This window comes from Pseudomonas sp. RIT-562 (genome assembly GCF_026241895.1).
GTDB classification, from domain to species: domain Bacteria; phylum Pseudomonadota; class Gammaproteobacteria; order Pseudomonadales; family Pseudomonadaceae; genus Aquipseudomonas; species Aquipseudomonas mandelii_F.
Genome location: NZ_JAPJIV010000003.1, coordinates 75,353 through 89,751 on the forward strand (window position 1 = coordinate 75,353; position 14,399 = coordinate 89,751).

The window sequence follows — 14,399 nt, forward strand, 5'->3', positions numbered from 1 at the left end:
GAGGTTTTTGAAATGAATGTTTTGATCATTGGCAGCGGTGGCCGTGAACACGCCCTGGCCTGGAAAGTGGCTCAGGATCCGCGCGTGCAGAAGGTCTTTGTTGCCCCAGGCAACGCCGGCACCGCCATCGAAGCCAAGTGCGAGAACGTTGCTATCGACGTACTGGCCCTTGAGCAACTGGCAGATTTCGCCGAGAAGAACGTTTCCCTGACCATCGTCGGCCCGGAAGTCCCGCTGGTGGCCGGTGTTGTTGACCTGTTCCGCGCCCGTGGCCTCGATTGCTTCGGCCCGACTGCGGGCGCTGCCCAGCTGGAAGGTTCGAAAGCTTTTACCAAGGATTTCCTGGCTCGCCACAAGATCCCGACCGCCGACTACCAGAACTTCACCGAAATCGAGCCGGCCCTGGCTTATCTGCGTGAGAAAGGCGCACCGATCGTGATCAAGGCCGACGGCCTGGCCGCCGGTAAAGGCGTGATCGTCGCCATGACCCTGGCCGAAGCTGAAGACGCCGTACGCGACATGCTCGCAGGCAATGCCTTCGGCGACGCCGGTTCCCGCGTAGTCATCGAAGAATTCCTCGATGGCGAAGAAGCCAGCTTCATCGTCATGGTCGACGGCAAGAACGTGTTGCCGATGGCCACCAGCCAAGACCACAAACGTGTCGGCGATGGCGATACCGGTCCGAACACCGGCGGCATGGGTGCCTACTCCCCTGCCCCGGTAGTGACCAGCGAAGTGCACCAGCGCGTCATGGACCTGGTGATCTGGCCGACCGTGCGCGGCATGGCCGACGAAGGCAATGTCTACACCGGTTTCCTGTATGCCGGGCTGATGATAGACAAAGCTGGTAACCCAAAAGTCATCGAATTCAACTGCCGTTTCGGTGACCCTGAGACCCAACCGGTGATGCTGCGCCTGCAGTCGAGCCTGGTATTGCTGGTCGAAGCTGCTTTGGCGCAAGCGTTGGACAAAGTTGAGGCACAGTGGGATCCACGTCCGAGCGTCGGCATCGTGCTGGCCGCGGGCGGCTATCCAGGTGATTACGCCAAAGGCGTTGCCATCAATGGTCTTGATGCTGCTGCAGCACTGGAAGGTAAAGTCTTCCACGCTGGCACCGCACTCAAGGACGGACAAGTGGTCACGGCCGGTGGTCGCGTGCTGTGCGCGACCGCCATGGGCGTCAGCGTCGATGCAGCCCAGCAGCAGGCATACCAGCTGGCGGCGCAAATCGACTGGGAAGGTTGTTTCTATCGCAAGGACATCGGCTACCGTGCCATTGCCCGCGAGCGTGGCGAAAATCAGGAATAGTCGCTCCATTCGGTCGGGCAAGGGCTTCAAGCCCTTGCCGGACTATTCCAGCGCCGCGCATAGTTATATTCTGGCATCAACCTACGAAGGGATTTCGCCGTGCGCTGGCTCAGGATTGCCGTAAGTCTCACCGTCACTCTGCTGACCTTGCTCTGCATGCTCCCGGCGCAAGCCGCGCAAGGCAGTGGCTGGGCCGTATTGCTCGACGAGCAGGGCAACCTGCAGCTCAGCGACATCCGTTCCACTCGCTACACCAATCAATTCAGCCCCATCGAACTTGAACGCCTGACGGCCGCCGAGCCCGATGGCGCACTCTGGCTGCGCTTCAAGCTGACCCCCGGCAAACACGAGCAGGTACTGAAGGTATTCGCCCCGGATCTGGCGCAACTCAATCTCTACGTGCTGGACGGCGACAAGCTCCTCGATCAGACCCATGCCGGCTCGGATCAACCGCAAGACGAGCGGCCCCTGGCCAGCAGCGATGTCCTGTTACCGCTGCCACAAAGCGACAAACCCCTGGATGTGTACCTGCGCCTGGTTTCCGAACACCAGATGCGGCCCCACATCACCCTGCAATCAGCAATTACCACCGCCGCCAACCAGACCCAGACCCTGATTTACGGTCTGTTGTTCGGTTGCATCGCCATGCTGATCCTGCACAACCTGATTCGCTATGCCTACACGCGCTCACGCAGCAGTCTCTGGCTTGCCGGGTGCGAGGCGTTGCTGATGCTGAGCCTGGCATTGTTGCTGAACCTTGCAGGCCCCTGGATGCCTGACTGGCATGCCATCCAGACACCGGGCGCGTATGTCGCCCTGCTGCTGACCGCGCCTTGCGGACTGATGTTCGCCTACCGCTTTTTTGCGCCCCTGGGTTCGCACCCGCTGAATAAACTGCTGCTGGGCGACATTCTGTTCATCATCGCCTGCGGCCTGTTGCTGCTGTTCGTCAACACGCTGCCGTTGAACATCATTACCTACGGGTTGGTCGCCCTCGCCGGCCTCAGCATGTTGTTCGCAGGCGGCTGGCACCTGCAAAAAGGCTATCGCCCAGCCCGTTTTTTTGTCGCGGCAATGGTGGTGTTCAACCTTGGCACCCTGATCATCCTGCCCGCACTGCTGGGGCTGACACTGGTGGAGCCCCAAGGCCTGATCACCACTCTGCTGGCGTTCATCTGCGTCAGCGGCTTGCTGATGAGCATTGCCCTGAGCGAGCGCCAGCGCAGCATTACTGAAAGCCGATTCAGCATCAGCCGCGACCTGGCCGCCAGCAATGCCGAAATCAATGCCAAAGCCGAATTTCTCGCCAAGATCAGTCACGAAATCCGTACGCCCATGAACGGAGTACTGGGCATGACCGAACTGCTGCTGGGCACGCCACTTTCGGTCAAGCAACGCGACTACGTCCAGACGATCCACAGTGCCGGCAACGAATTGCTCACACTGATCAACGAGATTCTCGACATCTCCAAACTCGAATCCGGGCAAATAGAGCTGGATGATGTGCAGTTCGATCTCAACGCGCTGATCGAAGACTGCCTGAGCATCTTCCGCGCCAAGGCCGAGCAGCAGAACGTCGAGCTGATCAGTTTCATCCAGCCACAAGTGCCGCGAGTCATCAGCGGTGATCCGACGCGCCTGCGCCAGACTCTTTTGAGCCTGCTGGAAAACGCCCTGAAGAAAACCGACGAAGGAGAAATCCTGATTGTCGTGGCACTGGACGAACGCAGCGCCAAACCGCGCTTGCGCATTGCCGTGCAGGACAGTGGCGAACCCATGGACGCCGAGGAGCGCGACGCGCTGATGCACGCCGAACTTCACAGCAAGCATTTCCTGTCGGCCAGCCGGCTGGGGGGCAACCTGGGATTGGTCATCGCTCGTCAACTGATACGGCTGATGCAGGGCGAATTCGGCATCAAGAGCGGCAACAGCCAAGGCAGCACTTTGTGGCTGACCTTGCCGCTGGATCCCGACCGCCTCGAACACCCAACTTCAGACCTGGATGGCCCACTCCAGGACGCGCGGGTGCTGGTGGTCGACGACAACGACACGTGCCGCAAAGTATTAGTGCAGCAATGCACCGCCTGGGGCCTGAACGTCAGTGCCGTGTCGTCCGGCAAGGAAGCACTGGCGCTGCTGCGCACCAAGGCGCACCTGCGGGACTACTTCGACGTAGTGTTGCTGGACCAGAACATGCCGGGCATGACCGGGATGCAACTGGCGGCGAAGATCAAGGAAGACCCGAGCCTCAACCACGACATTCTGCTGATCATGCTGACGGGCATCAGTAACGCGCCAAGCAAGATCATCGCGCGCAATTCCGGGATCAAGCGCATTCTCGCCAAACCGGTAGCCGGCTATACGCTCAAGACCACCCTCGCCGACGAACTGAATCAGCGCAACAAGGGCCTGGCTACCCCCTACCCGCTACCAACCGGCCCGACCCTGCCGGTGAAGGTGCCGGGGGATTTCCGCATTTTGGTCGCCGAGGACAACAGCATTTCCACCAAGGTGATTCGCGGGATGCTGGGCAAACTCAACCTGCAGCCCGACACCGCCAGCAATGGCGAAGAAGCACTCCAGGCCATGAAGGCCCAGCGTTATGACCTGGTGCTTATGGATTGCGAAATGCCGATCCTGGACGGCTTCTCGGCCACCCAACAGCTACGCGCCTGGGAGGTTGGCAACCAGCGCGTGCGCACTCCCGTGGTCGCCCTGACAGCGCACATCCTGGCCGAACACAAAGAGCGAGCGCGCCAGGCTGGCATGGATGGGCACATGGCCAAGCCGGTGGAGCTTTCCCAACTGCGCGAATTGATCGAGCACTGGGTCGCCCAGCGCGACCAGCAGAACCGCGCGACCACACAAACCACCTGAGCCGACAGACGCCACAGCGCCTGTTAGACTGCCCTTCGACTTTTTCTCTCCAGTGAGCTCGCACCATGCTCCACGTGTTGTTCAGTGTGTACCTGAAGATGCTGGTGCTCTACAGCCCGTTCTTCGTACTGTCCTGCTTTATCAGCCTGACTCGCGGTTACTCGCGTAAAGAACAACGCCGACTGGCCTGGAAAGTGGCGACCGCCACACTGGTTTCGAGCGTGTTGCTGTACCTGTTCGGCCGGGTGATTTTCGACGTCTTTGGAATCACCGTGGACGCCTTCCGCATCGGCGCCGGCAGCGTGCTGTTCATCTCGGCGTTGGGCATGGCGCAGGGCAAATCGGTGGTGCAGACCGACAACGTGCAACAGGACGTGACCATCGTCCCCCTCACCATCCCGCTGACAGTTGGCCCAGGCACCATCGGTGCCCTGCTGGTCATGGGCGTGAGCCAACCCCATTGGGACGACAAGCTGACTGCGATCGTCAGCATTGCCCTGGCCAGTTTTACCGTGGGAGTTGTGCTTTATCTGTCGAACCGCATCGAAAGAATCCTGGGCGACCAGGGCCTGCAGATTGTCAGCCGATTGATGGGGTTGTTCGTCTGTGCGCTGGCGGCACAAATCATCTTTACCGGGGTAAGAGGGTATCTGGTGACCTGAACATCAGGCACCAGCCCCTCGACCGGCGCAGGGTCATTTATTTGTGACGCTTGAACCTTTTGTTTAACTGAGTGCCCTGCTGCTGGTTAAGCACGCGTTCTATATCGTCTTTAACTTGCGAATAACGCAGCGGGTTGAAGGTGATGAACGATGCCGCGCGGAACACGTTCAGATCCGCCACCTTTGAATCGAAAAACAGCACACCCCCGTCAAGTTTGTCGGCATCACTGGAGATAGACGACAACATGATCATGATCAAGCCGTTTTTGAGTTGTTCGCAGGGCAGAATTGCCAATTTCACGCCTTTGGTCTTGGTGACTTCGTAGTTGAACACCTTGACTATCTCGGGCTGTTTTTGCACCGCATCTATCGTGGAGTCCGCGATTGCACCCAGCACCGTAGCCCCCGGAACAGCAGACTTGGCAGCTTCCACGCCCGCCTTGATTATCCCGGTAATCAGATTGGATACCGTCAGTTCCAAAGCGCTTCGATTGTGTTCCACGACTCCGCTGTCGGGGACATAACAGCCCAAATCCTCCATGCAACTCAAGAATGCCTGGTGCCATTCCTTGGGCTTTTTATCACCCGGAACCTCAAGGGTGGCCTCCAGTTTCGAGAATTTTATAATGTTCTCGATGATGGTCATGTTCTCGAGCGACACATTATCCCCGTAACCGATTAATGTATTACCCAAGACCAGGGCATCCAGTTCTTTTGTAGGACTGGTTTTTTCGGGGGCAACAAAAGACCTTGTGTAGGCGACATCAGTCGATAGAAACTGGCGCCTTTCAATACGCCAGGATATTAGATCCTTGGTTTCTTCTACACTGATAGAGCCATCAACATTTTGCATTCTGACATTCCTTATCGTCGATTAATTATGCCTCCAGGCACAATTGAAACTTAACTCACGCACACAGCTCCGCTCAAACACCTTTGAATTTCCATATGTGTTTTAGCGGATAAACATCGCAGTTAACTTGCCCGAGCCAGACGGCTCGAGCAGATTACAATTACTTGATATCGACCAACTTATCCCCGTAACTGCGCGGCGTATAAACCCATGACAAGCCATTGGCTCGGGGAAACACTCGAGTAGTGGAGGAGCCGATCAGCACCATGGTGCGCATATCAACCTGTTCCGGGCTCAACTGTCCAAGCGTCGTGACCCGCAACGTCTGACCAGGGCGCCCGATATCACGCCCCAATACGACCGGCGTCTCAGGGCTTCGGTGCAGCGCGACGATTTCCAGCGCACGGCCCAGCTGCCACGGCCTGGAGCGCGAGATCGGATTATAGAAAGCCATCGCCAGATCGGCTTCAGCGGCCAGGCCCAATCGCTTCTCGATGATCTCCCAAGGTTTGAGGTTGTCCGACAGCGACAGTACACAGAAGTCATGCCCCAGCGGTGCTCCTGCCTGGGCAGCGGTGGCCAAAGATGCCGATACGCCCGGAAGCATTTCCAGATCCACGTGATGCCATGCCGGATCCCGCGACTCGTGCAGCGCTTCAAGCACCGCTGCTGCCATCGCAAACACTCCAGGGTCACCGGACGACACCACCACTACCGAGCGCCCCTGCGCCGCGAGTTCGAATGCGTGACGCGCTCGCTGCATTTCTTCACGGTTGTCGGTGCAGTGCAGCACCTGATCCGCACGGAATGGGCCAGCCATTCGCACATAGGTTTCGTAACCCAGTACGTCATTGGCGCGTGCCAACTCTGCCTTGACTGCCGGCACCATCAAATCGGCAGCGCCCGGGCCCAGCCCGATAACGGCGAGGCGTCCGCGGGCGCGACCGATGTGCGAAGGATCCAGAGGGTGCTCAGCGACAGCCACGGTAATCGCGTTTTCGCTACGAACCATCAGCGGTGGTGCGGCCAGCTCGGCCAGTTGATCGGTAACAGTGCCCGCCCTGGAAAACCGCAATGGCAGATTCAGTTCATCGGCGGCATCTCGCAACGCCTGGCTAGCCATCAATTGCTCATTGGCCAACACACAGGCCAGTGACTGAACTGCAATTTTCGCATTGCCCAGGAGCTTGCGGATCGCATCGGCCAGGCCTGGGGTGTCTTCGTTGACCAGTACCAGCACACTTTTGGGATAAATCAGCAGCTCATTGGCGCAGGGATCGCGTTCGGCGCTGCCGACATGAATCGCCAGACGCGCCTGTGGATCCTGCGCCAGCGGGGTGCCCGCCAGCCATGGCGCATCGCCTTCAATTCGGACCGGTTCACCACCGAGCAGGTCGGAGACAAAGCGCTTGCCGAGTTCCAGGTCGCCCAAGGTGTAACCGCTAGGAGGGTTCAACAAACAGGTGCCGAAACGCAGTTCGCCGCTGGTAGTAATGGCCGCCGCGATACCCAGGCCTTGGGCAATTTCGCGGGCCAACACGTTGACACCGCCCAAGCCACCCAACAGCGGCACGACCGCGCTCGCATCTTCCGCGACCGCCAGCACAGGCGGCTCTTCGCCTTTTTCCAGGAGCAATGGCGCCAGCGTCCGGATCACAATACCGGCCGCGCACAGCGCAATGATAGGTGTGTTCGCCTGATAGAGTTCGCGCAGGGTAACGCCGAACTCCTGATACCCGACGTCTACGCCCTCAACCCTTCCAATCAATCCGTAGATAAGCGACTCGGGCAGGCTTCGTTGAATACGCTGTGCGGTCGCGAGAGCACCACTACCGAGAATGACGATTGCAGGAACTGTTCGACTCATCAGCCCTGCCACCTTTCACCTGGAACGATGATCAATGAGAAATACGGCGAAGACATCGGCTCCACCTGATCGAGCGGTACTATTTTCTGGTTAGCCATCGTTGCGCGCTCGACGTACAGCGCCCGCTCTGCCAGTCCTAGTTCCGCCAGCACTTCACGAACCTTGGGAAAGTTGCGCCCCAGTTTCATGATAACTGCGGCGTCAGCGTCGGCCAGCCGACGTTTCAGGTCTTCACGAGGCAACACGCCGGATAACACCGACAGGCTTTGATTTCGATAGACCAATGGCGCACCGAGTACCGACGCGCCGCCCAGCATCGAGCAGACACCGGGCACGACTTCGGCTTCGTAGCGCTCGGCCAGGCGATCGTGCAGATACATGTAGGAACCGTAGAAGAACGGATCGCCCTCACAGATCACCGCTACATCACGACCGGCATCCAGATGCGCCGCCAGCTCTTGCGCGGCGGTGTCGTAGAAGTCGCTGATCACCTGTTCATAGGACAATGGCGCCGGCAAAGCTTCGGTCGTCACTGGATACACGAGCGGCAGCAACGTTTGTGCATCCTGAAGGTGAGCCTCAATGATACCGAAGGCGTTGCCCTTCTTGCCCTTGGCGACGAAGTACGCGACCACAGGCGACTCGCGCAACAGGCGCAGGGCTTTGACGGTGATCAGTTCCGGATCACCAGGGCCGACGCCCAGGCCAATCAAACGACCCGATGGCTGCATCATTCCACCTCCGTAGCGAGTGCATTGACGGCCGCGGCAGCCATTGCGCTACCTCCCAGACGCCCTTGCATGATCACGAAAGGTACGCCTCGGCTGTCGGCGGCAAGTGCTGCCTTGGACTCGGCCGCGCCGACGAAACCTACCGGAAAACCCAGGATCAGCGCAGGTTTCGGCGCCCCGGCATCGAGCATTTCCAGCAGGTAGAACAACGCAGTCGGGGCATTGCCGATAACGACCACGCTGCCTTCCAGGTACGGCCGCCACAATTCAAGAGCGGCGGCGGAGCGGGTGTTGCCCAACTCACGCGCCAGATCCGGCACGCTGTCGTCGCGCAGAGTACAGATCACCTGGTTGTTGGCCGGCAAGCGTGTTCGGGTCACGCCTTCGGACACCATCCGCGCGTCGCACAAAATCGGCGCCCCGGCAGCGAGTGCATCGCGCCCCGCCTTCCCCGCGCCGGCGGAATACTGCAAACCGTCAATGGCCTCGACCATGCCGCAGGCATGGATCACTCGAACCGCGAGTTTTTCCAGGTCAGGCGGGATCCGCTCGAGGTTGGCCTCGGCGCGAATGATCGCGAAGGAGTTGCGATAGATCTCCTGACCGTCGCGGATGTAATCAAGCATCAAGGGGGCTCCGTGGGCGGGCATCAAGCAATGCACCCGCCGCTTCAATAGTGAGATTGCGTGCTTGCAGCGCGCCGAAACCCGGCAGAGCTGCATCGCGAAAATAGACATCGTAGCGACCGTTACTGGACGCGAGCAAAGTAACGGGGGCGGTATGTGCGCAAGCGCATGAGCGCGCACAGCCGGTCAAGTGAACCTGATCCTGGCTGCGCTCATTTTTGCGCAGGGCTCCCAGCAACCGCGCATCGCCCTTGGTATCCGCCAGCCCTTTGCTGCAGCCGGCCGAGCCGGTGCAAGCCACCAGATGAGTCAGCGGCTCAGCGGCGTCGATCAGATAACCCAAGTCCTGCAATTGCCGGGTGACCAACGAGGCATCGGCCTGGCGGACATTGGGCAGCAGCAGGCTTTGCCAGGGAGTCAGGCGCAGGCTGGCGTCACCGAACTGTTCGGCCAGGCGTGCAGCACCGTTGAGCATCGACGGATTCAGCCGGCCCAAAGGCGGCATGACGCCAACGTGTACCAGGCCCTTTTGCAGCTGTGCATAAGTGCCCAGGTGCAATCCCGGCGCAGTCACCCGGCGCCGCCATTTATCGACAGATCGTAGCGGCACTCGCTTGGCCAATATCTGCAGCAACTGCTCCGGCGAGCGCTCGGCGAGCACATGCCGCATGCGGGTCTGGTCCGGCCGTGCGAGTTCAAGGAAGGTCTCCAGTACAGCGATCACCAACGCATGTCCGTCCTGCAGGGATACCGCAGCGACCGGCCGGTCTGTGGGGCAGCCCGCAAAACCGAACACCAGCGACAGTTCCCCGCCCAAGTCAGCCGCGCTTAGCCACAGGTCATGGGGGTGCGCAAGCATCGCCAGCGCCTCGCCGCCGTCCAGTTGCACGGCAAACTTGGCGGACAATTCATGGAAGCGCGCATGGGTTTGCAGGCTGGTGAGAATTTCCCGTGCCAGCGGGCGGGTGTCGACCAGCATATGTCGATCAATACCGGCGCTAGGGCTCAGCATCAGGTTGCGGACGTCATCGCCTGCGGCAGTGGCAGGACCCAAGTCGGCGGCCAGAAGGCTGTCGATCAGTGCGGCCTGGTGCACTCCAATGCCGCGGATTTGCAGATTGGCCCGGTTGGTTGCTTCTATCTCCCCACCGGCATACAGCTGCGCTGCCTGCGCGACAGCCCTGGCCTGATCCGAGCGAATGGACCCGCCCTCAAGTTTTATCCGGCAAATACCCCCGTCCAAAGCCTGGACGACACGCAGCAACCCCGGGCAGGCCGAAGGACGCAAGGGACTGGTGGTCGGTGGTGATTTCACGGAATAGCCGGTAAGGATACGAAGGTCGGCATTATGCCTGCTTTGCACAGCCGGATGAAAAGCCCATGAAAATTGACGACGAAACGCGAAGGTCTTGTGCCCAATGATATCAACCCACCGCGCAAACATCATTTGGCAGTCTGCAGGACTATTTAAGATCGGGAATCAATTTCTAAAATCATACTGATATCCAATGTGCCCGATCCCTTGTACTTTTTGTTCAACTCATTGAAGAGTTAGTTATATACAAGGAGTAGCGCATGGTTAACGGTAAACCCTCCGGCATGTTGACAGGTCCCAATCTGGTTTCATGCATCGACGAACTTTCACTGCAAGACTTTGATGACCTCACACGCTGCACTCAGCTCGCCACCCGATCCGCCGACCTGGGCTATAGCCGTTTCCTCGACTCGGCGCAATGGATGGATGAGTACGTATCGACGCTGAATTTCCTGGGTTGGTCCGTCTATGGAGATTCCATCTTTACCCGCACGCGACACTGGCTGGGCAAGACGGTTGCCGAGTTCCTGGTGGACGGCGCTCAAGCAATGCCTGACACCCGGCAAGGCAATGCCATGATTGACACACTCGATGCGCTTAAACGCGACGAGCCGGCGCAGTTCTCTCTGGATGAGCAAAGTCTGATGGGCGAGCGGTTCCAGGTTATTCCAGCGCGATACAACTCAAAGGGCGTCATTGAAATGGCGGTGTTTAACCTTGAACTGATTGCAAACTCCAAGACCAGCAAATTTATCTACCGGGATCTGGAGGGACACTCGGCCCAAATTGTACAGCGGCGGGCCTACCTGAAACTTGATAAGGAAAAATTCAACAGTGTCAAAGCGGTCATGGAGAAAAAACTGCGCGAAGTGACCATGACCCGATTTCAACTGCAAAAATTTCGTCCGTAAAAAGTTAGGCACCTGCACCCTCCAGACATCGCCAGGGTTGATATCGTCAGGCGGGGCCAAGCGACACCGCGCTATGATGCACGGCACACAGGGCGACTCAGACCTGGGCAGCACAATGATTTGGCTTGGTTCAACAAAAGAGGAACAGCATGACCCCCTGGCTGACGGTGGTAGGTATCGGTGAAGACGGCTTCAAGGGGCTGGGCAAAAACTCCCGTCACGCGCTGCTGGGCGCGGCACGGATCATTGGCAGTGAACGGCAACTGGATCTGTTGCCGCCCTGCATACGTGGCGAACGCCAGTTCTGGCCAAGCCCCTTCTCCCTCGAACCACTGCTGGCCCTGCGCGGCGAACCGGTTTGCGTGCTGGCCAGCGGCGACCCGATGTTCTATGGCGTCGGCGCCAGCCTCACCCGACAATTACCCAGCGACGAAATGCTGATCCTGCCCGCCCCTTCCTCCTGCTCCCTGGCTGCTGCACGAATGGGTTGGCCATTGCAGGAAGTGGTCACACTTTCAGTGGTCGCCCGCCCGCTCGCCGCACTGAACGCGCATTTGTTCAGTGGCACCCGCCTGCTGGTACTCAGCAATGACGGCCAGAGCCCAGGCGCCATTGCCGCGCTATTGCGCGAGCGCGGATTCGGCCCCAGTCGCCTGAGCGTACTGGAACATCTGGGCGGTGACGCCGAACGGCGGATCGATGCAGTGGCCAATGACTGGAACGATCCGGTCATCGCCGATCTCAATCTGGTCGCCATCGAATGCCTCGCCGAACCCGACGCCCCGCGCCTGTCGCGCTTGGCCGGATTGCCGGACACCGCCTTCAGGCATGATGGTCAGCTGACCAAGCGTGACGTCCGGGCAATCACCCTCGCCCGCCTAGCGCCGGTCCCGGGTGAGCTGCTGTGGGATGTCGGCGCGGGCAGCGGTTCTATCGGAATCGAGTGGATGCGCGCGCACCCAAGTTGCCGCGCGCTGGCGGTAGAGGCCGATGCAGGGCGCCAACTGTTGATTGAACATAACCGCGACACCCTGGGCGTGCCTGGCCTGCAGCTGATTCGCGGCAGCGCACCGCAGGCGCTGCATGGACTGGAACGCCCTGATGCCATTTTCATCGGCGGTGGCGTGACCCGCGAAGGCGTGCTGGACACCTGCTGGGCCGCGCTCAAACCTGGTGGTCGGCTGGTGGCCAACGCGGTCACGTTGCAGAGCGAAATGACCTTGATGAACTGGCGCGAGCAGTACGGCGGCGAACTCACGCGCATTCATATCGCCCAGGCGCAACCCCTGGGTGATTTCGATACCTGGCGCCAGGCGCTGCCGATTACCCTGCTGGACGTGGTCAAGCCCTTCGATGCGTGATGAAACTGCCGAGCAACCCGCCCCCCTGCGCAGCGGCCTGACCACCGGCAGTTGCGCCACCGCCACCAGCCTCGCCGCCGCCCGATTGTTGCTGGGTGGCCTGGGCGCGGACGCTGTGGATATTGTGTTGCCCAAGGGCAAGCAAGTGCAGATGCGCCTGGAGTTCTGCCGGTTGACCGAAGACGGCGCGGAGGCCGGTACCATCAAGGATGCCGGAGACGATCCGGATGTCACCCACGGCGCCCTGCTCTATTCCCGGGTGCGCCTGGACGCCGACCCGGGCATTCGTTTCAGGGCCGGCCGAGGCGTCGGTACCGTCACCCGACCGGGACTGGTACTGGGCGTGGGCGAGCCGGCAATCAACCCGGTACCGCGCAAGATGATCAGCGACCACCTGACTCAGCTGGCGGCTGAATTAGGTTACAGCGGCGGTTTTGAGGTCACGGTAAACGTCGAGGGTGGCGAGGCCCTGGCGTTGAAAACCATGAACCCGCGCCTGGGAATTCTCGGCGGACTGTCGATTCTGGGTACCAGCGGCATCGTCCGGCCATTCTCCTGCGCCGCGTACATTGCCTCGATTCATCAGGGCATCGACGTCGCCAAGACCAACGGCTATCTGCACATTGCTGCGTGCACCGGCAACGCCAGCGAAGACACCATGCGCCGGGTCTACAACCTGCCGGAAATCGCTTTGATTGAAATGGGCGACTTCGTCGGCGCGGTGCTCAAGCACCTGCGCCGCGTGCCTGTGGATAAACTGAGCCTGTGCGGGGGATTCGGCAAGATCAGCAAGTTGGCGGCCGGGCACATGGACCTGCACAGCCGGCATTCGAGCATCAACCTGTCGCAATTGGCGGAGTGGGCCGCTGCCATCGGCGCCGACCAGGCGTTGCAGCAGGCGATCCGCCAGGCCAATACCAGCCAGCAAGCCCTGGCGATGGCCAGCGCAGCTGGGATCGCCCTCGGTGACCTGGTCTGCCAGCACGCACTGGATTTTGCCCGCAGCGTGGTGCCGGCCCAGGTGCAGGTCGAGGTATTTGCTATTGACCGCCAGGGCGGAGTGGTCGGCCATGCAGGGGGCTTCCAATGAAACGCATCTTGTTGCTCGGCGGCGTCACTGAAGCACTGGCCATTGCCCGAACCCTGGGGCCGCAACACATCTACAGCCTCGCCGGCGTCGGCCGCGTGCCCACGGATCTGTCCTGTCAGGTGCGCGTCGGTGGCTATGGCGGTGCGCAAGGCCTGGCGCAGTTCATCGACGACCAAGCCATCGACCTGCTGCTGGACGCAACCCATCCCTACGCTGCGCAGATCAGCCAGAACGCGGCCACTGCGGCGCGCATGAGCGGCATTCCCTGCTGGGCCCTCAGACGCCCGGCCTGGCAGGCGCAGGCCGGTGATAATTGGCGAGAAGTCAACGACTGGCCCGATTTGATCAGCGCCCTGCAACCCTTCAGTCGCCCGCTGTTCACCCTCGGCCGCGAGCCTCTGCAACACCTGCACGAAATCCCGCCCGAGCAGTTCTGGACTCTGCGCGCACTGGACGTCTACCCCGGCAACGAACGCTGCGAAGTGATCGGCGCCCGCGGGCCCTTTCTGATCGACGACGAACGCCAACTGTTCGAACGCCGGCAGATCGACGTGTTGATCAGCAAGAACAGCGGTAGCACCGCCACCGAACCGAAGCTGGAAGTGGCGCGGGAGCGTGGGGTGCCGGTGCTGGTGTTGAAAAGACCGGTGTTGCCGAGAGTGGATAGGGAGTTTGAGTCGGTGAAGCAGGTGTTGGCGGCCCTGTCGTCGTAGGACGCCTCCTATATTCCTTCGAAACTCGTGACTTTGCCGACAACGTTTTCGGAGAAGGCCGTCTATCCGGCCTATCGCGCCAAAC

The 14,399-nt window shown here is 60.2% G+C and carries 12 protein-coding genes; 7 read left to right on the plus strand and 5 right to left on the minus strand.

The annotated features are described in order from the left end of the window. Positions 1–12: 12 nt before the first annotated feature. The 3 genes from purD to ORL50_RS05275 all read left to right on the plus strand — a co-directional run bounded on the left by purD (position 13) and on the right by ORL50_RS05275 (position 4,847). A complete protein-coding gene (gene purD / locus ORL50_RS05265) occupies positions 13–1,308 on the plus strand; it encodes a phosphoribosylamine--glycine ligase (protein WP_266010777.1) in 1,296 nt (431 codons plus the stop codon). 99 nt (positions 1,309–1,407) lie between these two features. Next, positions 1,408–4,185 carry a hybrid sensor histidine kinase/response regulator gene (locus tag ORL50_RS05270; protein ID WP_266010779.1) on the plus strand — a complete coding sequence of 926 codons (2,778 nt, stop codon included), beginning with the start codon at positions 1,408–1,410 and terminating at the stop codon, positions 4,183–4,185. A gap of 65 nt (positions 4,186–4,250) precedes the next feature. Beyond that, positions 4,251–4,847, plus strand: coding sequence for a MarC family protein (locus tag ORL50_RS05275; RefSeq protein WP_266010781.1), 597 nt, complete (start codon positions 4,251–4,253; stop codon positions 4,845–4,847). 37 nt (positions 4,848–4,884) lie between these two features. Here the strand turns inward: ORL50_RS05275 and ORL50_RS05280 are convergent, their stop codons facing one another. The 5 genes from ORL50_RS05280 to cobG form a co-directional block, all read right to left on the minus strand. Further along, entirely contained in the window at positions 4,885–5,700 is an 816-nt protein-coding gene (locus ORL50_RS05280; protein WP_266010783.1) for a hypothetical protein, read from the minus strand. A gap of 160 nt (positions 5,701–5,860) precedes the next feature. After that, positions 5,861–7,567: a precorrin-3B C(17)-methyltransferase gene (cobJ, locus tag ORL50_RS05285; protein WP_266010785.1), complete on the minus strand. Its 1,707-nt coding sequence runs from the start codon at positions 7,565–7,567 to the stop codon at positions 5,861–5,863. After that, complete coding sequence (locus ORL50_RS05290; protein WP_266011452.1) at positions 7,567–8,298, minus strand: precorrin-2 C(20)-methyltransferase; 732 nt, start codon at positions 8,296–8,298, stop codon at positions 7,567–7,569. The genes cobJ and ORL50_RS05290 overlap by 1 nt, the downstream gene beginning before the upstream one ends. Next, positions 8,298–8,924, minus strand: coding sequence for a precorrin-8X methylmutase (locus tag ORL50_RS05295; RefSeq protein ID WP_266010787.1), 627 nt, complete (start codon positions 8,922–8,924; stop codon positions 8,298–8,300). Before ORL50_RS05295 ends, ORL50_RS05290 begins: the two co-directional genes overlap by 1 nt. Then, entirely contained in the window at positions 8,917–10,239 is a 1,323-nt protein-coding gene (cobG, locus tag ORL50_RS05300; protein ID WP_266010789.1) for a precorrin-3B synthase, read from the minus strand. Before cobG ends, ORL50_RS05295 begins: the two co-directional genes overlap by 8 nt. A gap of 260 nt (positions 10,240–10,499) precedes the next feature. Here cobG and ORL50_RS05305 point away from each other — a divergent pair, with 260 nt between their 5' ends. The 4 genes from ORL50_RS05305 to ORL50_RS05320 all read left to right on the plus strand — a co-directional run bounded on the left by ORL50_RS05305 (position 10,500) and on the right by ORL50_RS05320 (position 14,314). After that, entirely contained in the window at positions 10,500–11,150 is a 651-nt protein-coding gene (locus tag ORL50_RS05305; RefSeq protein WP_266010791.1) for a hypothetical protein, read from the plus strand. A 149-nt stretch (positions 11,151–11,299) separates the two neighbouring features. Continuing rightward, positions 11,300–12,511, plus strand: coding sequence for a precorrin-6y C5,15-methyltransferase (decarboxylating) subunit CbiE (gene cbiE, locus ORL50_RS05310; protein WP_266010793.1), 1,212 nt, complete (start codon positions 11,300–11,302; stop codon positions 12,509–12,511). Next, on the plus strand, positions 12,504–13,601 hold the full coding sequence (locus tag ORL50_RS05315) for a cobalt-precorrin-5B (C(1))-methyltransferase (RefSeq protein ID WP_266010795.1): 1,098 nt from the start codon (positions 12,504–12,506) through the stop codon (positions 13,599–13,601). The genes cbiE and ORL50_RS05315 overlap by 8 nt, the downstream gene beginning before the upstream one ends. After that, positions 13,598–14,314, plus strand: coding sequence for a cobalt-precorrin-6A reductase (locus tag ORL50_RS05320; protein WP_266010797.1), 717 nt, complete (start codon positions 13,598–13,600; stop codon positions 14,312–14,314). Before ORL50_RS05315 ends, ORL50_RS05320 begins: the two co-directional genes overlap by 4 nt. Positions 14,315–14,399 lie beyond the last annotated feature (85 nt).